The sequence below is a fragment of the Helicobacter sp. 219-2 genome, from assembly GCF_030053225.1.
GTDB lineage: Bacteria > Campylobacterota > Campylobacteria > Campylobacterales > Helicobacteraceae > Helicobacter > Helicobacter pylori_C.
The window spans coordinates 682422-703065 of sequence record NZ_JASGBS010000001.1 but is presented as its reverse complement, the minus strand read 5'-3'; the positions used below and the strand labels follow the sequence as shown (position 1 = coordinate 703065).

The following is a 20644-nucleotide window of genomic DNA, read 5'->3' as shown; positions in this document are numbered from 1 at the left end:
TCACACCTTAAAATTTTCCAACACGCTTTCTTTGAGCGTTTTAAAGCGCTCCATTAAATTCCCATCAAGACTCCCGTTAGAGCTAGTGATCATAACGCCTCCCTTAGAAATAGCCTCATTGCTCTCTAATTTGATTTTAGAAGCGTTTTGCAAACGCTCGTTCAAATAAGGGTAATCCAAGGGATTGACTTTTAAATGAATATCCGTTGCGTCTAAAACATTTTTTAAAAGCTCTTCAGCCAAAGCTAGGGCCACTTTTTGGCTGTTGTCTTCCACTTCTTTAAGGATCACTTCTTTAGCTATATCTATCGCAATCGCGCTCAGTTCCTTTTCCAAAGCCATTAAATGATCTTCTGATTTTTTCATTTTTTCATCTAAAGCGCTGATCGCATGCAAAAGCTGGTTTCTTTCTTCATTCACGCTATGAGTGAGTTCGTTACGCATTTTTTCTTCGCCCTCTTTAAAACCGATTTTATAGCCATCGTTTTTAGCGTTTTCAATCAAAACTTTGCTTTCTTCTTGGGCTTTTTCAAATTGCATTTGCAATTTCACTAAATGGCTTGAAAGCTCATCGGTTTTTTTCAATAAGCAATCAATCAAATCGTTTTCTATCGCTTTTTTTTCCAAAGGCTCTTGGGGGTGGTTAGGCGTTTCTAAAGACGCACCATTAGGATTAATTTTAGGGGGTAAATTTGCCATGCTCTTAAATTCGTATTTTTGAATGTCATGCTTATTCAAATGGTCTTTTTGGATCAAATTTTTGCGGCTATTCAATGACATCTTCCTCTTCACCGGTTTGGATCACGCCTTTTTCTTGCAAGCTCTGCACGATTTCAATGATTTTCCTTTGAGCCACATCCACATCTTTGATTTTGACTGCCCCTAAATATTGCATTTCTTCTACAAACTGCTCTGCTGCCCGACTGCTCATGTTGTTTAAGAATTTATCGGTTAAATCTTGGGTGGAAGTTTTTAGCGCCAAAGACAAGTCTTTTTTATCCGCTACTTTTAAAATCTCTCTAATGGCGAAATTGTCTAGTTTGGCTATATCTTCAAAAGTGAACATCATTTCTTTAATCGCGCCGGCGAGCTTGTTATCCACGCTTTCAATGCGAGCGAGCGTGGTTTTAGCGCTCTTTTGGCCTAAGCGGTTAAAGATTTCAGCCACCGCTCTCAAGCCGCCTACTTCAATTTTATAGCTGGTGAGCGATTCTAGCTTGTTTTCTAACACCGTGGAAACCCTTTTAACCACTTGGGGCGATATTTCGCCTAAATTCGCCATTCTAATAGAAATCTCAGCTTTCATTTCATCAGGGAAATAGCTCAAAGTCTCAGCCGCATTAGGGGCTTCCATGTGGGCTAAAATCAAGGCAATGGTTTGAGGGTGTTCATTAATGATGAAATCAGCGAGTTGTTGGGGCTTGATTTTGCCTAAATAAGCGAAGTTTTTTTGCGTTTGCAAGCTTTTAGTGAGTTTATCCATCACTTTTCTGGCTTCTTCGCTCCCTAAAGTCCTGGTTAAAAGCTCTCTGGCGTATTCTAAACCGCCGGTATTGATGTATTGGTTAGACTGAAAAATCGCAAAAAATTCCTCTAAAACCGCCGCGCCGATTTGCTTGTCTGTGCCGTTTAATTGCACGATTTGCTTAGAAATCTCTGTAATGGAGTCAATGTCTAAATGCCTTAAAATCTCGCCTGTGGCGTCTTCGCCCACTTGAATGAGTAAAATAGCGATTTTTTCACTCATGGAGAGTTCGTCTAATTGGGCCTTTTGTTTGGGGGTAAGCTTGGTTGCCATTTTTAACCTTTTATCTTTTTAGCCTTTCGTGCTGTCTGAAGAGATTTCATCTTTGATTAGGAGCTTAAAGAGCATTGCGATTTCATCAGGGCGCTCTTTAAGGGTCCCTCTAATCTTTTCTAAGACAATTTCATATCTTACTTCTTCTTCGCTAAAGGTTGCATTAAGCCCTAATTGATCTTCTACTTTTTTTCTCAAATCGCCCAGTTTGTTCAATTCATCTTCTTCTTCATCCATTTCTTCAAACATGGATTTCACTTCCTTATCTTCATCAGGCACCACTTCAAGCATGCGTTCGCTGAAAGGCACAATCACTTTTTTATAGAAAATAAATAGCACTATAAACACCAAAATATACTTGATTAAAGGCGTGAATGAGCCTAAGACTTTTTGAGTCTTGTGCATGATTTTTTCGCTCAAAGTAGCGTTATCAAGCATGGGTGCCATAGGATTAAACTCAAAATTACTCACCGCTACATCATCGCCTCTATTTTGATTATAGCCAATGGCTTGTTTCACTAGAGCGTTGATTTTTTTAAGCGATTCATCGCTCAAAGGCTCGTATTCTAAAGTATTCGCCCCATCTTTAAGCGCGATTTTATACTTGCCATCCACCACAACCGCCGCATTCAAACGCACTAAAGTGCCAAACTCGCCCTTAATCTCGCTAATGGTTTTACCCACTTCATAATTGGTCGTGTTTTGAGACTTTTCGTATTTTTCTGGCTCTTTATTGTCTTTCAATCCTTGCACAGGCCCGATATTGCTCACAACCCCAGGCACACCGCCGACTTGTTTTTTAGGAGCGCCTTCTTTTTTTTCTTCTAAATTCTGCTCGCTCCTTACGACATTATTGGGATCAAAAGTCTCTTTAGTACTTTTCTTTTGGCTGAAATCAAACTCCGCATTAACCCTTGCGACCACCTTGTTTTTACCCCCCACAATAGGGGCTAAGATATTGACAATCTTATTTTCTAAAATGTTTTCAAAATTTTGTTTATAACGCAATTGCTCTAGGGCTAATTCTTTGGAGTTTTCTAGTATATCGCCTTCGCCTATTGATTCGCCGTTTTCATTCACGATTTTCACATTTTCTGTCGTGAGTTTAGGCACAGCTGCAGCGATTAAATTTTTAATCCCTAAAATTTGAGTGGGTGAAAGCTTCATGTCAGGCTTGAGTTTGAGCATCACTGAAGCGCTAGGAGGGACTTCTTTAGCCACAAACACGCTGTCTTTAGGGATTGCAATATGCACATTGGCTTTCAAAATGGGGTTTAAACTTTCAATCGTGCGCGACAATTCCCCCTCAATGGCGCGAATGAGTTTGATATTTTGATCAAAATCAGTCGCTCCAAAGTCTTTAGTGTCAAAGATTTCAAAGCCCACTTTACTCGTTTTAGGGATCCCTTGAGAAGCCAGCGTGATCCTTTCTTCATACACTTTATCTTTAGGGATAAGAATGGTGTCGTCTTTTAAGATTTTATAAGGGATTTGGTTTTGCTGGAGGTGTTGTAAGATTAAAGCGTTATCGCTAGAGTCCAATCTTTCAAATAAAACCCCATAGCCCCCTTGCGCGTAGTCTTTTTCTTTAAAAGGATAGAGCAATAAAAACACAAGCAAAGCGGTGATTAAAACCCCCGCTGCGATTAGGGCGATTTTTTGCTTTTTATTGAGCTTGATGAAAAAATCAACAATCCGTTGCAATAATACCTTTAAATCCAATATTAAAACCTTGATAAAATTTTCATTCTTTTAAGCCGTTCGCTTAGATTTTTTGAAACACGCTCAAATAAATCCCTATGGAAAAACAAGCCCCTAACGCCCCTAAACAAAACCCTCCTAAAACACTGCTAAAAGACACCCCTAAAACAATCAGCGCTAACCCTATTAAAAGAATCAGACCAAACAAACTATAAAAAAGAATGTTTTTAAGCGTTTGATGCGTGATCAAATGGGGTATCAATAAAACAAGCAACCCATAAAATAGCGTTAAAGAGAGTGCAGTAGCGTTAGGGAAATTAGCGCTACGCGAAAGCCACTGAATGGAATACGCCAAAAGGTGTTTTAAAGATTCTAAAAGGGCTTCAAACAAAACCACGCTTAGTACAAACCACACCCCAAGCACTAAATTTCTGCGATAAAGGCTTAAAAACACCCCCACTAACAAGCTCAAAGGCAACACGAATTGAGAAGAGCCTAAAAAAACAATGCGTTGGAGCGTTTGATCTAAAATAGGGTTAGAAGAGTTTGAACGCATCAAGCTAAAAATGGCATTGTCCATTGAATGAGCGTAATCAAAAAAAACCAAGCCAACCATAAGGATAAAAAACGCGCTAAAAACGCCTCCTAAAAGAAACAGGGTTTTAACTTGTAATAAGAAAAATATTTTGGGTTGTGCAGAAACATTTTTGAAAGAATTTTCAGCCATTATTTAAAACCCTTTTAGTTAGTTCATTCAAACTTGATATTATACGCCAACGAATTTTAAAATTGCTCTTAAAAGTTTTAAGACAATGAAGTTTAAACACATAAAATCTTTTTATTCTAATCAAACCTAACTAATAAGAAACTGAAATTGTTTTTTTTTTTTTTGAAATCGCTTTAATTTTTGCCCTCTTTTAAAGCTTTTTAACCCTTTTTAGACTACAATGTAAGAAGCAAAAATCAAAGGAACGCAATAACTTATGGATAGAGCCAAATTTATATTCGTTACAGGGGGTGTGTTAAGCTCTCTAGGGAAAGGGATTTCATCTTCTTCGATCGCTACGCTTTTACAGCATTGCAATTATCAGGTTTCTATTTTGAAGATTGACCCTTATATCAATATTGATCCAGGCACCATGAGCCCTTTAGAGCATGGGGAAGTGTTTGTAACTAGCGATGGCGCTGAAACGGATTTAGACATAGGGCATTATGAACGCTTTTTGAACAGGAATTTAACAAGGTTGAATAATTTCACTACCGGGCAGATTTTTTCAAGCGTGATAGAAAATGAAAGGAAAGGGGAATATTTAGGCAAAACCATTCAAATCGTCCCCCATGTAACCGATGAAATCAAAAGGCGCATTAAAAGCGCGGCTAAGGGGTTGGATTTTTTAATCGTGGAAGTGGGCGGAACCGTGGGCGATATGGAGGGCATGTTTTATTTGGAAGCGATCCGCCAGCTTAAATTGGAATTAGGGAATGAAAAAGTCATCAATGTGCATGTAACCTTGATCCCCTATATCCAAACCACTAACGAGCTAAAAACCAAACCCACGCAACACTCCGTCCAAGAATTACGGCGTCTTGGCGTAACCCCTCAAATCATTTTAGCGCGATCGCCTAAGCCTTTGGACAAAGAATTGAAAAATAAAATCGCTTTGAGTTGCGATGTGGAGCAAGACAGCGTGATTGTGGCTACAGACACTAAAAGCATTTACGCATGCCCTATTCTTTTCTTGCAAGAAGGCATTTTAACCCCCATTGCCAGACGCTTTAATTTGAATAAACTACACCCCAAAATGGCGGCTTGGAACACTTTAGTAGAAAAGATTATCGCTCCTAAACACAAAGTCAAAATTGGTTTTGTGGGCAAGTATTTAAGCTTAAAAGAATCTTATAAATCCTTGATTGAAGCCTTAATCCATGCGGGTGCGCATTTGGACACGCAAGTCAATATTGAATGGCTAGATAGCGAGAATTTTAATGAAAAGACTGATTTAGAGGGTGTTGATGCGATTTTAGTGCCTGGGGGCTTTGGAGAAAGGGGGATTGAGGGCAAAATTTGCGCCATTCAAAGAGCAAGGTTAGAAAAACTCCCCTTTTTAGGGATTTGTTTGGGCATGCAATTAGCGATCGTTGAATTTTGTCGCAATGTTTTGGGTTTAAAAGGGGCTAACTCTACAGAGTTTAACCAACGCTGCGAATACCCTGTGGTGTATTTGATTGAAGATTTTATCGATCAAAACCATCAAAAACAGGTGCGCACCTATAATTCGCCTTTAGGAGGCACCATGCGATTAGGCGAATACGAATGCGAAATCGTGCCAAATAGCTTGTTAGAAAAAGCTTATAAAAAGCCTAGCATTAAAGAAAGGCACCGCCATCGTTATGAAATCAACCCCAAATACCGCCAAGAGTGGGAAAATAAGGGCTTGAAAGTGGTGGGTTTTGGAGCGAATCATTTGATAGAAGCGATTGAATTAGAAGATCACCCGTTTTTTGTGGGGGTGCAATTCCACCCGGAATTCACCTCCAGGTTGCAAAGCCCTAACCCTATTATTTTGGATTTCATTAAGAGCGCTCTTCATAAATCCTAATCTAAAAAATGAAACAAAAGCTTAAAGCTCAAATCAAAGAGCGAGTGGCTTCTATCGCTTATAATGAAAAAGGGTTTCCTAGCCCCTTTTTATTTAAAGACTTGAAAAAAGCCGCGCTCAAAATCATAGAAGCCATGCATGCAAACACAGAGATTTTAGTGGTGGGCGATTATGACGCTGACGGCGTGATTAGCTCTACTATCATGGCAAAATTCTTTGAAAGCCTGAATTATAAGCATGTTCGCATTATAATCCCTAATCGCTTCATTGATGGCTATGGGATTTCTAAAAAATTTTTAGAAAAACACCACGCCCCTTTAATCATCACGGTGGATAACGGGATTAACGCCTTTGAAGCCGCGCGATTTTGCAAAGAAAAAAACTACACCCTTATCATCACAGATCACCATTGCTTACACCATGATGAAGTCCCAGACGCTTATGCGGTGATCAACCCCAAGCAGCCGGATTGTGATTTTATCCAAAAGGAAGTGTGCGGGGCGTTGGTGGCGTTTTATTTGTGCTATGGCATCCACCAGCTTCTAGGAAAAGAAAAAAGCCATTCTAGCGAGTTACTGTGCTTAGCGGGCGTGGCGACTATTGCTGACATGATGCCTTTGACTTTTTTTAACCGCTTTTTAGTTTCTAAAGCCTTGTATTTTTTGCAAAAAGAATCCTTAGGAGCGATGGGGTTTTTGCGCCAAAGAGAAATTTTTAGAAAACGCTCTTTAAAAGCGAGTGATATTTCTTTCAGTATCGCTCCCTTAATCAACTCCGCAGGGCGCATGCAAGATGCGAAAATGGCTTTAGATTTTTTAAGCGCGAATAATTTTCAAGATGGCTATTTTTTGTATGAACGCTTGAAAGCATGCAATATGAAGCGTAAAATGATCCAACAGCAGGTTTTTGAAGAGGCTTTTAAGCATGCAATGGTTGGCGAAAAAATTATTGTCGCTTTTAAGGAGGATTGGCATGAGGGCGTGTTAGGGATTGTGGCTTCAAAATTAGTGGAAGCCACTCAAAAGCCAAGCCTGGTTTTTACCTTTAAAGAAGGGGTGTATAAAGGGAGCGCTCGTAGCTCTCAAAATATTGATTTGATTGACGCTTTGAATGGGGTTTCTTCTTTGTTGCTCGGCTATGGAGGGCATAGGCAAGCGTGCGGGTTGAGCGTTGGAAAAAACAATATCATCTCGCTCTTTGAAACTTTAGAAAATTTTGATTTTAAAATCCTACCTTTTTGTGAAAAAGAACCCCCTTTAACGCTCACATTAAAAGACATTGACAGAGAGCTTTTAGAGATTATAGAAGCGGGTGAACCTTATGGGCAAGAAAACCCAGAGCCGCTCTTTCAGGCGCAAAATTTAGAAGTCATAGAAGAAAAAATCATTAAAGAAAGCCACCAGGTTTTGCGTTTTAAGGATAAAGAATGCGTCAAAGAGGCTATTTATTTTAACACTGAGCGGTTTTTGAAAGCGGGCGAAAAGGTGAGCGCGATTTTTAGCGTGGAATTAGATGAGTATTCTAATGAGCCTAAAATGTTTGTTAAAAGTTTGTTGTAGTGCCTTTTGTTGAAGAAGAATTTGAAATTTTAAAACCCATTAAAGCCTTGTTTTTTGTGCGCAATGTTTTAAAATGCTCTTTAAAAGAAGCCCAGCGCCACCTTGACAAACAACGCCTAAAACAAAACCAACAAGCCGTGCGTAAATCTCAAATGATTCAAGGGGTCGTTAGCTTGATTCATTTCAAGCCTAATAAAAAAACTCAAGCACTTGTTTTTGAAACGAAAGATTTTGGCGTGTTTGACAAACCCCCTCAAGTCTATACCCACCCTAAAGGCTATTTTTACCATGAAAGCTTACTGGATTGTATCCAGTCGCATTTTGGCAAAAACGCCCACCCAGCCCACAGACTGGATTATGAAACGAGTGGGTTGGTTTTAGCGGGCAAGACTTTACAAAGTGCTAAGGATTTAAAAGCGCTTTTCATGCAAAAAAAAGTGAAAAAAACTTATTTGGCGCTAGCGCATGGGTTGGTTGATAAAAATATCGTCATAGACAAACCCATTCTAACGCCACAAAACATTCAAAAAGATTTGCGTATTAAATCTAAAATTTCTCCTTTAGGCAAGCCTTCAACCACGCTTGTTGAGCCTTTAAGCTATAATCCTTTTTTGGATATAAGCTTACTCAAAATAACCCCACTCACTGGGCGCACGCACCAGATCCGCTTGCATTTGAGCAGCGTGAATCACAGGATCGTGGGTGAGGGGCTTTATGGGGTCATAGATGAAAACGCTAGAGAATACCTCCAATTAAAGCGTGAAAATAACGCCCCATTACTCATGCTCCATGCCACTAGTTTGGAATTTGAATTTAAGGGAGCGATCTATAAGATCACCTCCCCCATGCCCAAACGCTTCATGCCGTTTTTAAAAGATTGACCCCTTTTTTATTGATTGTTCTTTTGATTATTCTCTTTAGGGGTTTATTTGAGTTTTTCCACATACGCTTTAACGCTTATTGTTTCTATATTTTTTAAATCCTTTTGAAATTCTTGGCTGAATTTGGTAATGCTGTTATCAAAACTAATTTTGTAGCTTTCTTTCAGATTTTTTTTCATTTCATTAATGTTGTTCAAAATTTCTTTTTTGAAATCATCTCTGTGGAGCCATTCATCAATATAATTAAAAGCCACATCAGCCCCAAGAGTTGATAAGACGCCACCCACGGCTATGCCAAACTTTGCGAGGAATTTAGCCCCTAATTTAGTGCCAAGCTTTTCCACAAGCTTTGGGACTAGCCTTTTCATAAGCTTACCAGCACCCACGCCAGCCGTTGCCCCTATTGCCGCTGCGAAACCCATTTTTAATTTCAAATCTCTTTCTGTTCTGTCATCAATATTTTTTAAAGATTCCACAACTTGAGGAATATCAGTCACTCCTTGTGTGGCGATCTTTTCTGTATCCTTTTTGTGCTGGCGCAACAAGCTTATAAAAGCATCAGAAATGTTGTCTGTCATCGTTTTTAATCGTTGTTTGTAATCAGCCCCTAAAAATTTTTCCTGTAATTTATTGAATAATGCGTCTTCTACGCTCAAGCCGAGCTTTTTAGCTACAAAAAGGGCAAGCTCACTATAATTTCCCTTGAGAGAGTAGTGCCAGTCTAAGAACTTATCCACATTGTTTTCTATTGGATCAAAAAGATTGTCTATTTGAGCGTCCACCTTGCTATACATTTTATCCTTACTGCTGCTCAGCAAATCGCTTATTTCTTGTTGGTGGCTATCAAGATTATTTTTTATTAGATCTGATATTGGATCTGGCAAAATTTCGAGGATTGTTTTTGTATGAGCTGTTTTAATTGCTTGACTGGGTTCATCATATGTGATGCTACTTAAAATAGGATAAAGCATGAATAAAATAATAATAATAATAATAATGTAAATATACTTTCTTCCTTCCTTTTTTTTAATCTCTTGTTCTTTTTCTTGTGTTAGTTTTTCTAGCTCTTGCTTTTGTTTTTCTAGCTCTAACTTTGGTCTTGCTTGCTCTAGATCTTCTTTAACATCATTTTCCACACTCACCCCTAAAATATTTTGATAAACAATAAATGATTTGAGCGCTCAACCTGCTGATGGCTATCCCACTAAGAGCGTTATAGATGATAAACACTACCCAGCCCGCAACCATAAACCCCTTATTCATGCCCATGCTCTCTGCTTTGAACATGGCCCACCAAGCAAATCCCTCTAACATCTTTTTAGCCTTCAAAAAATAATCCGTGCAGTCGCAGCTAGAATAGATGGAATCACTCGCTGCCTTAATTGTGTCTATCAAAGCTGGTTTCAAATAACCGGGTATGTTGTTAGTATAAATCACATAGCAACTCAAGCCAATGAAGAAAAGAGCCCCCACAAGAGAGCTTGCTTCTCTAGACATCAGCATCAAATAATCTTCTTTGATAATACCCTTGAGCATCTTTTCAAACACGCCAAACACCGCAGTGCAAACAACGATAGTTAAAAAAACAAGCCCCCACATCATCCAATTATAGTCTAGCACGCTATAAGCGATGGATATAGATGTGAAAATTGAAAAAATAAAATAAAAGCAAGACACCATTATTGGGGAGTTTAGCATCGTGAACAAACAGGATTTTTTATTCACAAAACACTTGGTGAAGCACTTCCTCTGATGCATTTTTAAAGAAACATAGCTGTAAGCGACAATCCCTAGTATCAGCAGCACAAAGACCAACGAGAAGCAGGACTTATCGTAAGTCCAACGCCACAAACCCAACAACACCCCCACAATCACGCTTGTGCGTAGAATGGTTTTAAAACAACGAAACATTATCTTTTATCCTTCTTATTGTTTTTGAAGCGTTTGTTAGGGTTATCTTTGAGGAGAAAGATCTTAAACGCTACCAGTATTAAGGATAGTGAGAATATCGTTAGCGCTACTATCCAAAAAAGATCCTTGCTGGCAAAATAAAGGATCGTGCTCTCTATCAAGCAAATGAGCGAAACGCCGTATTTAAACTCAAGCTTTAAAATCTTATGGCGGGACACAACCATAGCGACTAAAAACCCGACAGACCCGCCAAGGAGCGATAAAACCCACAAAGCTTTTTCAGGAATACGCCACATTTTTTGCTCAATTTTTATCCACCAGCATGAGAACAAAAATCAAAATATTGACTATGAGCAACCAAACGATAGAAACAAATTCCATGCCTTTCAAGAGCGTTTTAACAGCCCTACCACTTGGCTTTTTAGAGAGAGAAAAGGCAAAATTTTAAGATTGATTCTCAAATCCATTCCTTTACAAAAATTAATCCTAGGTGTTCTAACATGATTTTTAGCATGATCGCATCAAGCCTTTTTTAAAATATTCCTTAGCTTGAGAAAAATCTTGCGTAACTCTTTATACCCAAAAGGACAAGCTCTTTAGGGTTTGGCTCTGGCCATAATCCCTCACCCCCAATAAACCCAACACGCCCAAGCACAAAGCCCTAAAAAAGGCTTTTTAAAAACTTTTTAACATGGCACTCTTTCTTATTCTCCAAGCAAAATACAGCCCTCATTCAAATATTCTTTCAAGATTTCTCGCCCTTTAGGGGTTCTCATCAAAATAAATATCACCTGTTTTCTCAACCTCTCAGGCTCTTCTCTGTTGGCGTTTTTGGTCAGATCGTATTCGTTGAAAAAATACGGCATGACGGACTTTGATTTGAGTTCAAGCCCCACCTCTTTGATGACTTTTTCTATCGTGTATTTTTTCTTACAATGTTTTTCGCAACCCCCCAATTTCAAAATCTCCATATTCCTTGACGCTCTTTTTCTCACTTGATTGAAATACGGGCTTTTTTGCAGCCTCTCCACAGCCAGAGCGTAATTCTTATCCTCTATGGCCTTGATGAATTGCTTGAATTTGAATAGCCCACTCAAGCCTAAATTATAGCTCAAATCCAAGATGACCATTCTCCTCATTGCGTCCAAATTTTTATACCACCCATAAGAGAGGAGGGCCTTATGATTCTCTTTCAATATGCGGTTTGGTGATACGCTTACCCTCATAAAAATAAACGCTCAAATTATAGCCATAGCCAATCGTGGGATGCCCCGTCTTGTCGGTATAAATGGAAGGCGAAAACCCCTCTGAATCCACTATCAAAAACGACGCCACTAGGATCAATTTGCTAAGACAGAGCATATAACCCTCCTCAATCGCTTCTTTCTTTCTTGCTCCTCAACTCTTCTTGTTTTTTGAGAATCATCTCTTCAGTAATGCTAGAGAGCCTCTCATGCGTATCCTCTGGGGCTTCTTGGCGTTGGGTTTCTTCTTGCTTTTTGGCGATAATTTCTTCAGTAACGCTAGAGAGCCTTTCTTTGGGGGGAGTTTTACTTTCTTTTTGGTGGGAGCGCTTTTTCAGACTCTCTCTGATCTGTCTTTTTTTTTGGATGAGCGCAAACATCTTTTGGCTGAACTTATAGCACTGGCGCGCACTTATGACAATCACGCCCCACTTGATTAACAAAGCGGCTAAAAGCAGAATGGGTGAGCTGGCGGTATCTAGCAAGAATTGGCGCACATCGCTATACACCCAAATATCCACCAAAATCACTAGCAGAGTGATCAAAATAGAAAACGCAATGCTTTTAAACCGAAAAAGCCACGCCACGATCACAAACCCTCTCGTGTGCCTATGGGCTAAGAGCCAGCGCTCATTCTTTTCGCTAAAAAACCCCATCACGCTAGAGATGAAACTATCTTTCTTGCTCATTATCGCCTCTCTCCCAAACTTCTTTGAAATGCTTGGCGCTCTTTTCTTGGTTTTCTTCAGATTCTTTGGCGTGGATCTGCTCCAAGAGTCTCTTTTCTTCCGCTTCAAACATGATTTTTAATTCCTCTTCATTGAAATCGCTCAATTTCATGCCCTCTTTTTTCAAGCGTTTTTCCACGATCTTAACCGCTTGCTCTCTGATCTTTTGAGATTTTTCCTTGAAGAACGCCCGCTTGGTCTTTTGGAGCGCTTCGTTAGAATTTTTTTGGATGGTTTGTTTGCAAGAATCTAAAAAATCCATAACTTGATGCATGATTTTCATGATTGTCCGTTTTTAAAGGTATTGAGTCCGCTTATTATCACCCTAAAAGAATACCAAAAAAAGATTAAAAACTCTCTAGTAAAATGTCTTCTTAAGAAAATAAGAGAGCGTTTGACGATACCCTAACCCCCAAAATAAGGCTTTTGTGCGATAATTTCTAGGTGAGATTATCGCATGTTTTTTGTCCCTTATCTCAATAGTTTGAGCATCTCGCATGCTTTTTTATATCCTAGTTTGCATGCTTTTTCAAACAAAGCGGCAGCTTTTTTTGAGTCCTGTTTCACCCCATCCCCATTATAATATAACCCCCCTAAAGCACCGCACCCATCACCCTCTTTTAACTCGCATGCTTTAGAATAAAGATAAGTGGCTTTTATTAAGTCTTTTTCCACTCCTTGACCATCTTTATATAGAACCCCTAAACCATTACACCCCCCACCATTATTCAAACCACACGCTCTTTCAAAATACTTCCTAGCTTTAGAAAAATCTTGCTTTTCGTAACTCTTTATACCCAAAAGGACAAGCTCTTCAGGGTTTGGCTCTGCCATTAACCCCCCCCCCCAATCAACGCACAACACAAACACAAAACCCTAAAATGGCTTTTTTGAAGTTTCCTAGCATGACGCTATTCTCCCTTTTAAAAAAAATTAGACTTTATTATAATCAAATTGCAATCAAATCTAGCGCTTTTTTAAAACCTGCTGGCAATAGCGCTCCAAGATCCTGCAAGCGCTCAAAGAGTCTAGCCGGCCGTCTTTAATAGCGAGCCGCTTGTTTTTCTTGCCCAAATGCTCTAAATTTTCATAGGCTTCTATGCTGGATCTGTCTTCATTAATAAAAACGATTTCGCCCTTAAAATCCAAAAGCTTGATGAAATGTTCAATGCGCGCGTTCGTGTCCGCATAGCTTTCATTGGGCTTGCCCACCACCAGCACCTGAATGTTTTTTTCCCTCAATAAATCGCTCAAATCCCTAGAGGCCTGATTCCTGTTGTGGCGCAAAATCGCTTCTAAAGGCAAGATAACGCCGTTTAAAAGCGCAGCGATCCCAATGCGTTTTAATCCTACATCGCATGCCAAAATCACACTAACACCACGATATGATTGATGCGTTTAATCTTACCCAACAGCTCATATTCTAAAAGCTTGTCCCCAAATTTGAGATACGCCTCTTCATAGCTAGGGTTTTTGGCGCAATATTCTAAAAATTCATCTTTGATTTCAGGCATTTCTTTTAAATGGTGGTCTTTTAAAAGGGTGTTTATAAAATTTTGAATATTAAATATCCCTTGAGCCTGCCCTTTTTCTAAAAGCTCATTAGTGCCATCGCTCTCATTCAAGTGCTGGGGTAAAACAAATAAAGGCTTTTGGTATTTTTGAGCTAATCTCGCACTACTCATAGAGCCGCTTTTTAAATCCGCTTGGGGGATAATCACCGCATCGCTTAAAGCGATCACTAGGCGGTTTCTCGCTAAAAAAGAGCCTTTAACGGGCATGAAATCCTTTTCATATTCGCTTAAAATCAAGCCGTTTTGCGCGATTTCTTGGATCACTTTATGGTTGTTCGTGGGATAGATAAAATCCAAACTGCAAGGCGAAAGCATGATGGTTTTTGGTAAGGCGTTTTCTTGAGCGATAATATCCACGCCTAACGCTCCTCCACTCACAATAACCGCACCATTTTTAGCAAGCTCTCTGGCTAGAGTGATGGTGTGTTGCTTGCTGTAAGGGGTGGGTCTTCTTGTGCCGATGATAGCCACTTTTAAAGGCGCGTCTAAAAGCTTTATATCGCCCACACAATAGAGCTTTTTAGGGGGGTCTTTGAGAATGTCAAAGGCTTTAGGGATATTCTCTAGCGTGCTGTATTGGAAGTTGCTTTTCATTCGTTGATCAACTATTTAGGCAATATAATCTCCACTTCAATCGTTTCCACGCTTTGATTGCCATCAAGGGTTTTGAAATGGATGTCTGAAGATTTAGTGTATTTTTGAATGACGGCAATGATTTCTTTACGCATCTCTTCCATGTAGGGTAAATTTAAAGTGCGCTCTTTGGCTAAAATCAATTTTAATCTGTCTGTTGCGGTAGCCGCGCTCCCTTTGTTTTTAAAGAAATCAAACAAACTCATGAAAATATCCCTTTTAACGCGCTAAAAAAGCCTTTTTTAGCCTTAAATTCCACATACTCCACTTCTTCGCCTAAAATCCTTCTGGTGATGCGCTGGTAAGCTTTCGCGCTCTCGCAATCCGTGCGAATCACCGGCTCGCCCTTGTTGGTCGCTGAAATAATATGGTGATCTTCTGGAATGATCCCAATTAAAGGCAGGCATAAAATCTTAAGCACTTCTTCTATGGAAATCATTTCGCCATTTGCCACTAATTCGGGTTTTAAGCGATTGATTATCAAATGCTTATGCACCTCCATGCCCTTTTTGGCCCGATTAGACTTCGCATCAATAATGCCAATCACTCTGTCGCTATCCCTTAAAGAGCTTACCTCCGGCGTTACCACCACTAACGCCATGTCCGCATGCAAAATCGCATGCTCAAAACCGCTTTCAATCCCAGCCGGTGAGTCAATCAAAATATAGTCAAAATCCGCCCTTAAAGCGTTGATTAAAATCGCTACTTTTTCCTTATCTAAAACATTTTTATCCTTGCTTTGTGAAGCCGCTAAAAAAGAAAGGTTTTTGGTCTTTTTATCCGTGATTAAAGCCTGCGAAAGGTTGCAATTTTTTTCCATCACATCCACCACATCATAAACAATGCGGTTTTCTAAGCCTAAAATCATATCCAAATTCCTAAGGCCTATGTCAAAATCAACCGCTACGACTTTTTTACCGCTCTCAGCCAAGCCAATCGCTAAATTAGCCGTGGTGGTGCTTTTACCCACGCCCCCCTTACCTGAAGTGATAGTAACTACTATTGCCATATAATTCCTTTTAATTTAATTGATTTATTTTTTATGATTGAATGGGGCGCGTAAAATTTCCCCAATTTGTTCTATTTTAGTCTCTTTAAGGGCTTTCCTCTCTGTGTTTAACCTGGGGTAATTCAAACTCTTTTCCAGTAAAAAATCCTTAGCGAATGAGCCGTTTTGAATCTTTTTTAAGATTTTTTGCATGCGTTTTTCTAACAGATTTCCCATAGGCTCTCTAGCTTTAATCGCTCCAAATTCAGCGGTGTTAGAAATGTGTTTCCTTAAGCCCTCTACCCCCTTATAATGCAATAAATCCGCTACTAACTTCACTTCATGCACGCATTCAAAATAGGCTAATTCTTCAGGGTATCCTGCCTTAATTAAAGTTTCAAACCCCATCCTCACAATCGCTTCTAACCCTCCGCACAAAACCGCTTGCTCGCCGAATAAATCGCTCTCGCATTCTTCTTTAAAGCTCGTTTCTAAAACCCCCATTCTCCCCCCACCCATTGCTTTAGCATAGCTTAAAGCCACCGCTTTAGCGTTATTTTTTGAGCTTTCTTGCTCTATGGCGATCAAATGGTATAAGCCCCTATTTTTAAGGTATTCTTCTCTTAGAGCGCTCCCGGGCCCTTTTGGCGCGACTAAAATTGCGCCCACGCCTTTTGGAAGAACAACCTGATTGAAATGCACGCTAAAACCATGGGCAAAGCCCACAATTTGCCCCTCTTTTAAAAAAGGGATCACTTCTTTTTCTAACACTTCCTTATGCAATTCATCTGGGAGTAGCGCCATGATCAGATCAGATTGTTGGACTAGTTCTTTGACTTCTAGCACCTCAAAGCCCTCTGCCTTTGCTTTTGAAGCGCTCAAACTCCCTTGATACAAGCCAATACATGCTCTTACTTTAGAGTCCCTCAAATTGAGCGCTTGGGCTTTTCCTTGTGCACCATAGCCAATAATGCCCACTTGTAAGGATTGGATAACGCCTAAATCAATGTCTTTATCATAATAAATGGGTAATGCCAAAATCAAATCTCCTAGCGTGTTTAAGCAAGTATTTATTTTACCATAATGGGAGCGATAATGTTTAAAAACATGCAGAATATTAAGAAATGGTGTGCTCGGAGGGATTCAAACCCCCGACCTACAGGACCGCAACCTGTTGCTCTATTCAGCTGAGCTACGAGCACTTTTAAAGAAGTGAAACGATGATTATAGCAAAAAAAGCTAATTTTTCACTTAAACGATGTGTTTTTTCTATTATAATTTAAGGCATGCAAAAAGATTACCAAAAACTCATCGCTTATTTATGCGATTTTTTAGAAAAAGAAGCGCAAAAACGAGGCTTTAAAAAAGTCGTTTACGGGCTGAGTGGGGGGCTAGATAGCGCGGTCGTTGGGGTGCTGTGTCAAAAAGTTTTTAAAGAAAACGCTCATGCCCTTTTAATGCCCTCTTTGGTTTCTATGCCAGAAAGTAAAACAGACGCTTTAGATTTGTGCGAAACATTTTCTATCCCTTATACAGAATATTCCATCGCTCCCTATGACGCCATCTTTAGCTCTCATTTTAAAGACGCAAGCCTTACCAGAAAGGGGAATTTTTGCGCAAGATTGCGCATGGCATTTTTATACGATTATTCTTTAAAAAGCGATTCTTTAGTCATTGGCACGAGCAATAAAAGCGAAAGAATGCTAGGCTATGGCACTTTATTTGGGGATTTGGCGTGCGCGATTAACCCGATTGGGGAATTATTTAAAACCGAAGTTTATGAGCTCGCTTGCCATTTGAATATCCCTAAAAAGATTTTAAATAAGCCCCCTAGCGCGGATTTATTTGTAGGGCAAAGCGATGAAAAAGATTTGGGCTATCCTTATAGCGTGATCGATCCTTTATTGAAGAATATTGAAGCGTTGTTTCAAAACAAGCCCATTGATGCAGAAACGCTCACCCAATTAGGCTATGATGAAATTTTAGTGAAAAACATCACAAGCCGTATCCAAAAAAACGCTTTCAAATTAGAATTACCCACCATCGCCAAACGATTTAACCCTAAATGAAAAGCGATAAACCCTTTTTAGAACGCTATTTTTATGACCCCACTCTTTTGCAAAAGGGGTTGATTTTTGCGCTCTATCCTTTTTCTTTAATCTATCAAGGCATCGCCACCTTAAAAAGAAAAATGGCGAAAAAACATGATTTTAAAATCCCCCTTATCAGCGTAGGCAATTTGATCGCTGGGGGGAGCGGTAAAACGCCCTTTATTTTAGAGATCGCTCCAAGATACCAAGAAGTGGCGGTTATTTCTAGGGGGTACCAACGAGATTCTAAAGGCTTAGTGGTGGTGAGCGTTAAAGGAAATATTTTAGTTTCCCAACAAACAGCGGGCGATGAAGCCTATCTTTTAGCCTTAAAATTAAAACAAGCGAGCGTGATTGTGAGCGAAAAAAGAGAGCTAGGCGTTTTAAAAGCCCTTGAATTAGGGGCAAAGATCGTGTTTTTAGACGATGGTTTCAGGTTTAATTTCAACCAATTCAATTTGCTTTTAAAGCCTAAAACCCCCCCCTACTACCCCTTTTGTTTGCCTAGCGGGTTGTATAGAGAAAGCATCAAAAGCTATAAAGAAGCCCATTTAGTCATTACAGAAGATAAGGATTATAAAAGAATCACCTCTATTTCTCACCCCACCAAACGCATGCTTTTAGTAACGGCTATCGCTAATCCTAGCAGGCTTGATGCGTTTTTACCTAAAGAAGTGGTTAAAAAATTGTATTTTAGAGATCATGCCCCTTTTGATTTGAAGCTTTTAGAAAAAGAGTTTTATCAAAATAACGCCACTTCCTTATTGGTTACTTCAAAAGATCTCGTCAAATTACAAGATTGCAACTTGCCCTTAAGCGTATTGGACTTAAAGCTAGAAATTTGCCCTAAAATTTTAGAGCAGATCGATCATTATATCCTTTCTTATCCTTGTAATACAAAAGAACATCTATAAATTCCTTTTCTTTAGAGATGAAGCCTTTCAAACGCCCCTCTAACTCATAATGGTTTTTTTCATAAAAAGCGATCGCTTTGAAATTGTTTTCCATCACTTCTAAGTGCAAAGAATTTAATTGGAACTCTTCAAAAGCGATGCGTTCTAAAGCTTTTAAAATAGTTTCTCCCCTATTTTTCAAAAAAGGGTTTTTATAAATCCCCAAATACCCATGCTTATGAAAAAAATTGATTTTAGTGATAGAGCCAACCCCTAAATAAACGCCCTCTTCTTTAAACAAAAAATAGCGGTGGTTGGGCGAGTTTTTTAAATCTTCTATGAATTGCAAATGCGTTTTTAAAGAAATAAAAGCGCTATACATCCATAAGGCAGTGTTTGGATGGTTACGAAACTCTAAAACCAACAACTTTTCTTCATCGTTTAAATGCACAAAATCAATCGCTTGGATATTTCCATAAGAATAATTTTTTTTCAAATTTCTAAAAACTCCCTTAATGCGCCCTCTAGCTCACTCCCAAAGGCCAGGTTTTTTGCCCAGGCTTGATTTTTTTGAATTTGTAAATTTTCAAAATCTTTCGCTAAAGTTTTCAAACTCGTTTGTTTGAAAATACCCAAGCTTTCAAATTCTTGGCTTTGAATGATTTGATTAGAAGCAATGGGAATGATAAGAGAGGGCGTTTGAGAAAGGGCTAATTCATAGAGAGTTTGGCCTGCAGCGCTAATGGCACAAGCGCAAAATTTCATCAAAAAACTGAACTCCAAAGGGTTCAAAGGGCTGTAATAATGCGTGTTTTTGGGAGGATTTTTGGGGATATAAGGTGAAATGATATGCAAATGCATGCCCTTATTTTCTAAAATTTTGACTATCTCTTTGAGTGTTTTTTGCTCGCTCCCCCCTAGAGTGATCAGCACTTCTTTATTTTCTGTATTGATAGGGCGCTCATAGACAAAACGCATATCAACAGGGTAAAACCCCACCCCCAAATAATACTGATAATCTTTTGATAAATAATGATAATGTTTTAAAGCGTTCAGCGTGAAATTTAGGATCTTGGTGTTTTTAGGGTAAAACCCCTTAGCATGTTCTTTATCTTCTATGACCATAAGGCTTTTAGCTTTTTCTTTTAAAAGATAAAAATCCTTTGAATTTAAACAATAACTATCTATAATCAAAAAATCATCATTGCCAACGCCCTCTAAAAAAGCGCTTATATTATTGTGCTTATATAAATAAAGATCCGCTTTAACCTCTAATTTTTCTATACAAGAAAGGATTTTTTCACAACGCCTCACATGCCCTAAACCGCTTGTTAAAAAACAATCGCACAAAATTTTTACTGGCATGCGTTTTTCAAACGGCTGTATTTGAGCTTGGCTAATTCTAAATCTTCTAAAGTGTCAATATCTTGGACTTCTAAGGGCGATAATTCTAAAGCGATAGAATTTTGACTAAAAATAGGCCGCATTTCTTTAAAGGCTTGAGCCTTCCCCATATAAAGCAATCCTGCGTCATGATAGAGCGTTTTTAAATCTTGCGTGCGCGTGTTTAAATGCTCTTTAAAAGCCATTTGAACGCCGTTTTCAAGGCTAAAAGAACGATAGGGCGAAGCGCTGAATGGAGAGCATGTGAAAACATAATCCGTATTTCCTTTTAACATTTCAAAAGCGTTTTTTAAATGCTTTTCTTGTAAAAGCGCTGAAGTGCCATACAAGCAACACGCAATATCTTCATCTTTTAACTCTAATTCTTTCATGTGATAGGCCATCACTTCTAAAGTCGTGGCTCTATCGTGTGCTAAAACTTTAGGGCGCAAATTCAAAAAACTCGCCCCATAATTTTTAGCTAAATGAACATACTCCATGCTATCGCTAGAGATAAACACCTTTTCAAAGAGCTTGGAATTTAGCGCCGCTTCAATAGGGTAAGCGAGCATGGGTTTATTGAAAAAATCAATGATATTTTTATTTTTGATTCTTTTACTGGAACTTCTGGCTAAAACAATAGCAATCGCTCTCATGCTAG

At 39.1% G+C, this 20644-nt stretch carries 24 protein-coding genes, 1 tRNA gene and 1 pseudogene; 5 read left to right on the top strand and 21 right to left on the bottom strand.

The window, feature by feature from the left end; genetic code table 11:
* The 4 genes from fliH to P6280_RS03520 are packed head-to-tail and all read right to left on the bottom strand — an operon-like array spanning position 1 to position 4226.
* A complete protein-coding gene (gene fliH / locus P6280_RS03535; RefSeq protein WP_283237013.1) occupies positions 1 to 780 on the bottom strand; it encodes a flagellar assembly protein FliH in 780 nt (259 codons plus the stop codon).
* Entirely contained in the window at positions 767 to 1798 is a 1032-nt protein-coding gene (gene fliG / locus P6280_RS03530; RefSeq protein WP_021306005.1) for a flagellar motor switch protein FliG, read from the bottom strand. The genes fliH and fliG overlap by 14 nt, the downstream gene beginning before the upstream one ends.
* Before the next feature lie 18 nt (positions 1799 to 1816).
* Positions 1817 to 3520 (bottom strand): flagellar basal-body MS-ring/collar protein FliF, encoded by a 1704-nt coding sequence (gene fliF / locus P6280_RS03525; protein ID WP_096529919.1) that lies wholly within the window; start codon positions 3518 to 3520, stop codon positions 1817 to 1819.
* A 43-nt stretch (positions 3521 to 3563) separates the two neighbouring features.
* Positions 3564 to 4226, bottom strand: coding sequence for a phosphatase PAP2 family protein (locus P6280_RS03520; RefSeq protein ID WP_283237012.1), 663 nt, complete (start codon positions 4224 to 4226; stop codon positions 3564 to 3566).
* Between the two features lie 256 nt (positions 4227 to 4482).
* Between P6280_RS03520 and pyrG the strand changes: the two genes are divergently transcribed.
* The 3 genes from pyrG to P6280_RS03505 are packed head-to-tail and all read left to right on the top strand — an operon-like array spanning position 4483 to position 8539.
* A complete protein-coding gene (gene pyrG / locus P6280_RS03515; RefSeq protein ID WP_000373216.1) occupies positions 4483 to 6099 on the top strand; it encodes a glutamine hydrolyzing CTP synthase in 1617 nt (538 codons plus the stop codon).
* Between the two features lie 8 nt (positions 6100 to 6107).
* Positions 6108 to 7658 (top strand): single-stranded-DNA-specific exonuclease RecJ, encoded by a 1551-nt coding sequence (recJ, locus tag P6280_RS03510; protein ID WP_283237011.1) that lies wholly within the window; start codon positions 6108 to 6110, stop codon positions 7656 to 7658.
* Positions 7658 to 8539: an RluA family pseudouridine synthase gene (locus P6280_RS03505; RefSeq protein WP_283237010.1), complete on the top strand. Its 882-nt coding sequence runs from the start codon at positions 7658 to 7660 to the stop codon at positions 8537 to 8539. The genes recJ and P6280_RS03505 overlap by 1 nt, the downstream gene beginning before the upstream one ends.
* A gap of 44 nt (positions 8540 to 8583) precedes the next feature.
* On the opposite strand, the gene P6280_RS03500 is transcribed toward P6280_RS03505, so the two are convergent.
* The 14 genes and pseudogenes from P6280_RS03500 to P6280_RS03435 form a co-directional block, all read right to left on the bottom strand.
* Positions 8584 to 9675, bottom strand: coding sequence for a hypothetical protein (locus P6280_RS03500; RefSeq protein WP_283237009.1), 1092 nt, complete (start codon positions 9673 to 9675; stop codon positions 8584 to 8586).
* Positions 9665 to 10450, bottom strand: a complete 786-nt coding sequence (locus P6280_RS03495; protein WP_283237008.1) for a hypothetical protein — start codon at positions 10448 to 10450, stop codon at positions 9665 to 9667. The genes P6280_RS03500 and P6280_RS03495 overlap by 11 nt, the downstream gene beginning before the upstream one ends.
* Positions 10450 to 10831, bottom strand: a pseudogene (locus P6280_RS03490) (DUF1294 domain-containing protein). The gene P6280_RS03495 and the pseudogene P6280_RS03490 overlap by 1 nt, the downstream one beginning before the upstream one ends.
* A 323-nt stretch (positions 10832 to 11154) precedes the next feature.
* The gene (locus P6280_RS03485) at positions 11155 to 11580 is read right to left on the bottom strand and encodes a lysozyme family protein (RefSeq protein WP_283237007.1); all 426 of its coding nucleotides are present in this window, start codon (positions 11578 to 11580) and stop codon (positions 11155 to 11157) included.
* Positions 11581 to 11629: 49 nt separating this feature from the next.
* Positions 11630 to 11812 (bottom strand): lysozyme family protein, encoded by a 183-nt coding sequence (locus tag P6280_RS03480; protein ID WP_283237006.1) that lies wholly within the window; start codon positions 11810 to 11812, stop codon positions 11630 to 11632.
* Between the two features lie 10 nt (positions 11813 to 11822).
* Complete coding sequence (locus P6280_RS03475; protein WP_283237005.1) at positions 11823 to 12383, bottom strand: hypothetical protein; 561 nt, start codon at positions 12381 to 12383, stop codon at positions 11823 to 11825.
* A complete protein-coding gene (locus tag P6280_RS03470; RefSeq protein ID WP_000699911.1) occupies positions 12367 to 12705 on the bottom strand; it encodes a hypothetical protein in 339 nt (112 codons plus the stop codon). Before P6280_RS03470 ends, P6280_RS03475 begins: the two co-directional genes overlap by 17 nt.
* 188 nt (positions 12706 to 12893) lie before the next feature.
* On the bottom strand, positions 12894 to 13256 hold the full coding sequence (locus P6280_RS03465; RefSeq protein WP_283237004.1) for a tetratricopeptide repeat protein: 363 nt from the start codon (positions 13254 to 13256) through the stop codon (positions 12894 to 12896).
* A 132-nt stretch (positions 13257 to 13388) separates the two neighbouring features.
* Positions 13389 to 13793, bottom strand: a complete 405-nt coding sequence (gene ruvX / locus P6280_RS03460; RefSeq protein ID WP_075645903.1) for a Holliday junction resolvase RuvX — start codon at positions 13791 to 13793, stop codon at positions 13389 to 13391.
* On the bottom strand, positions 13790 to 14590 hold the full coding sequence (gene dprA, locus P6280_RS03455; RefSeq protein WP_283237003.1) for a DNA-processing protein DprA: 801 nt from the start codon (positions 14588 to 14590) through the stop codon (positions 13790 to 13792). The genes ruvX and dprA overlap by 4 nt, the downstream gene beginning before the upstream one ends.
* Before the next feature lie 11 nt (positions 14591 to 14601).
* Complete coding sequence (gene minE, locus P6280_RS03450; protein WP_000051412.1) at positions 14602 to 14835, bottom strand: cell division topological specificity factor MinE; 234 nt, start codon at positions 14833 to 14835, stop codon at positions 14602 to 14604.
* Positions 14832 to 15638 carry a septum site-determining protein MinD gene (gene minD / locus P6280_RS03445; protein WP_001019098.1) on the bottom strand — a complete coding sequence of 269 codons (807 nt, stop codon included), beginning with the start codon at positions 15636 to 15638 and terminating at the stop codon, positions 14832 to 14834. Before minD ends, minE begins: the two co-directional genes overlap by 4 nt.
* 24 nt (positions 15639 to 15662) lie before the next feature.
* Entirely contained in the window at positions 15663 to 16655 is a 993-nt protein-coding gene (gene ilvC / locus P6280_RS03440; protein WP_283237002.1) for a ketol-acid reductoisomerase, read from the bottom strand.
* A gap of 87 nt (positions 16656 to 16742) precedes the next feature.
* Positions 16743 to 16819, bottom strand: a tRNA-Arg gene (locus tag P6280_RS03435).
* An 84-nt stretch (positions 16820 to 16903) separates the two neighbouring features.
* Here P6280_RS03435 and P6280_RS03430 point away from each other — a divergent pair.
* Together P6280_RS03430 and P6280_RS03425 are read left to right on the top strand one after the other, a co-directional pair.
* Positions 16904 to 17686 carry an NAD+ synthase gene (locus P6280_RS03430; RefSeq protein WP_283237001.1) on the top strand — a complete coding sequence of 261 codons (783 nt, stop codon included), beginning with the start codon at positions 16904 to 16906 and terminating at the stop codon, positions 17684 to 17686.
* On the top strand, positions 17683 to 18621 hold the full coding sequence (locus P6280_RS03425; RefSeq protein ID WP_283237000.1) for a tetraacyldisaccharide 4'-kinase: 939 nt from the start codon (positions 17683 to 17685) through the stop codon (positions 18619 to 18621). Before P6280_RS03430 ends, P6280_RS03425 begins: the two co-directional genes overlap by 4 nt.
* Here the strand turns inward: P6280_RS03425 and pseH are convergent.
* Genes pseH through pseF form a run of 3 tightly spaced genes read right to left on the bottom strand, consistent with a single transcriptional unit; the run spans position 18554 to position 20639 of the window.
* Positions 18554 to 19096: a UDP-4-amino-4,6-dideoxy-N-acetyl-beta-L-altrosamine N-acetyltransferase gene (gene pseH, locus P6280_RS03420; protein WP_000742663.1), complete on the bottom strand. Its 543-nt coding sequence runs from the start codon at positions 19094 to 19096 to the stop codon at positions 18554 to 18556. The genes P6280_RS03425 and pseH overlap by 68 nt on opposite strands.
* Positions 19093 to 19965 (bottom strand): CMP-N-acetylneuraminic acid synthetase, encoded by an 873-nt coding sequence (locus tag P6280_RS03415; RefSeq protein WP_283236999.1) that lies wholly within the window; start codon positions 19963 to 19965, stop codon positions 19093 to 19095. Before P6280_RS03415 ends, pseH begins: the two co-directional genes overlap by 4 nt.
* Positions 19956 to 20639 carry a pseudaminic acid cytidylyltransferase gene (gene pseF / locus P6280_RS03410; protein ID WP_283236998.1) on the bottom strand — a complete coding sequence of 228 codons (684 nt, stop codon included), beginning with the start codon at positions 20637 to 20639 and terminating at the stop codon, positions 19956 to 19958. Before pseF ends, P6280_RS03415 begins: the two co-directional genes overlap by 10 nt.
* Positions 20640 to 20644: the final 5 nt, after the last annotated feature.

Bases quoted from the DNA above. Each gene is read 5' to 3' on its own strand.
- P6280_RS03495 (WP_283237008.1), bottom strand. From the start codon at position 10,450: ATGTTTCGTTGTTTTAAAACCATTCTACGCACAAGCGTGATTGTGGGG.
- P6280_RS03465 (WP_283237004.1), bottom strand. From the start codon at position 13,256: ATGGCAGAGCCAAACCCTGAAGAGCTTGTCCTTTTGGGTATAAAGAGT.
- minE (WP_000051412.1), bottom strand. From the start codon at position 14,835: ATGAGTTTGTTTGATTTCTTTAAAAACAAAGGGAGCGCGGCTACCGCA.
- P6280_RS03485 (WP_283237007.1), bottom strand. From the start codon at position 11,580: ATGGTCATCTTGGATTTGAGCTATAATTTAGGCTTGAGTGGGCTATTC.
- P6280_RS03470 (WP_000699911.1), bottom strand. From the start codon at position 12,705: ATGAAAATCATGCATCAAGTTATGGATTTTTTAGATTCTTGCAAACAA.
- fliG (WP_021306005.1), bottom strand. From the start codon at position 1,798: ATGGCAACCAAGCTTACCCCCAAACAAAAGGCCCAATTAGACGAACTC.
- P6280_RS03520 (WP_283237012.1), bottom strand. From the start codon at position 4,226: ATGGCTGAAAATTCTTTCAAAAATGTTTCTGCACAACCCAAAATATTT.
- dprA (WP_283237003.1), bottom strand. From the start codon at position 14,590: ATGAAAAGCAACTTCCAATACAGCACGCTAGAGAATATCCCTAAAGCC.
- recJ (WP_283237011.1), top strand. From the start codon at position 6,108: ATGAAACAAAAGCTTAAAGCTCAAATCAAAGAGCGAGTGGCTTCTATC.
- P6280_RS03415 (WP_283236999.1), bottom strand. From the start codon at position 19,965: ATGCCAGTAAAAATTTTGTGCGATTGTTTTTTAACAAGCGGTTTAGGG.
- minD (WP_001019098.1), bottom strand. From the start codon at position 15,638: ATGGCAATAGTAGTTACTATCACTTCAGGTAAGGGGGGCGTGGGTAAA.
- pyrG (WP_000373216.1), top strand. From the start codon at position 4,483: ATGGATAGAGCCAAATTTATATTCGTTACAGGGGGTGTGTTAAGCTCT.
- P6280_RS03475 (WP_283237005.1), bottom strand. From the start codon at position 12,383: ATGAGCAAGAAAGATAGTTTCATCTCTAGCGTGATGGGGTTTTTTAGC.
- P6280_RS03480 (WP_283237006.1), bottom strand. From the start codon at position 11,812: ATGCTCTGTCTTAGCAAATTGATCCTAGTGGCGTCGTTTTTGATAGTG.
- fliH (WP_283237013.1), bottom strand. From the start codon at position 780: ATGTCATTGAATAGCCGCAAAAATTTGATCCAAAAAGACCATTTGAAT.
- pseF (WP_283236998.1), bottom strand. From the start codon at position 20,639: ATGAGAGCGATTGCTATTGTTTTAGCCAGAAGTTCCAGTAAAAGAATC.
- P6280_RS03430 (WP_283237001.1), top strand. From the start codon at position 16,904: ATGCAAAAAGATTACCAAAAACTCATCGCTTATTTATGCGATTTTTTA.
- P6280_RS03425 (WP_283237000.1), top strand. From the start codon at position 17,683: ATGAAAAGCGATAAACCCTTTTTAGAACGCTATTTTTATGACCCCACT.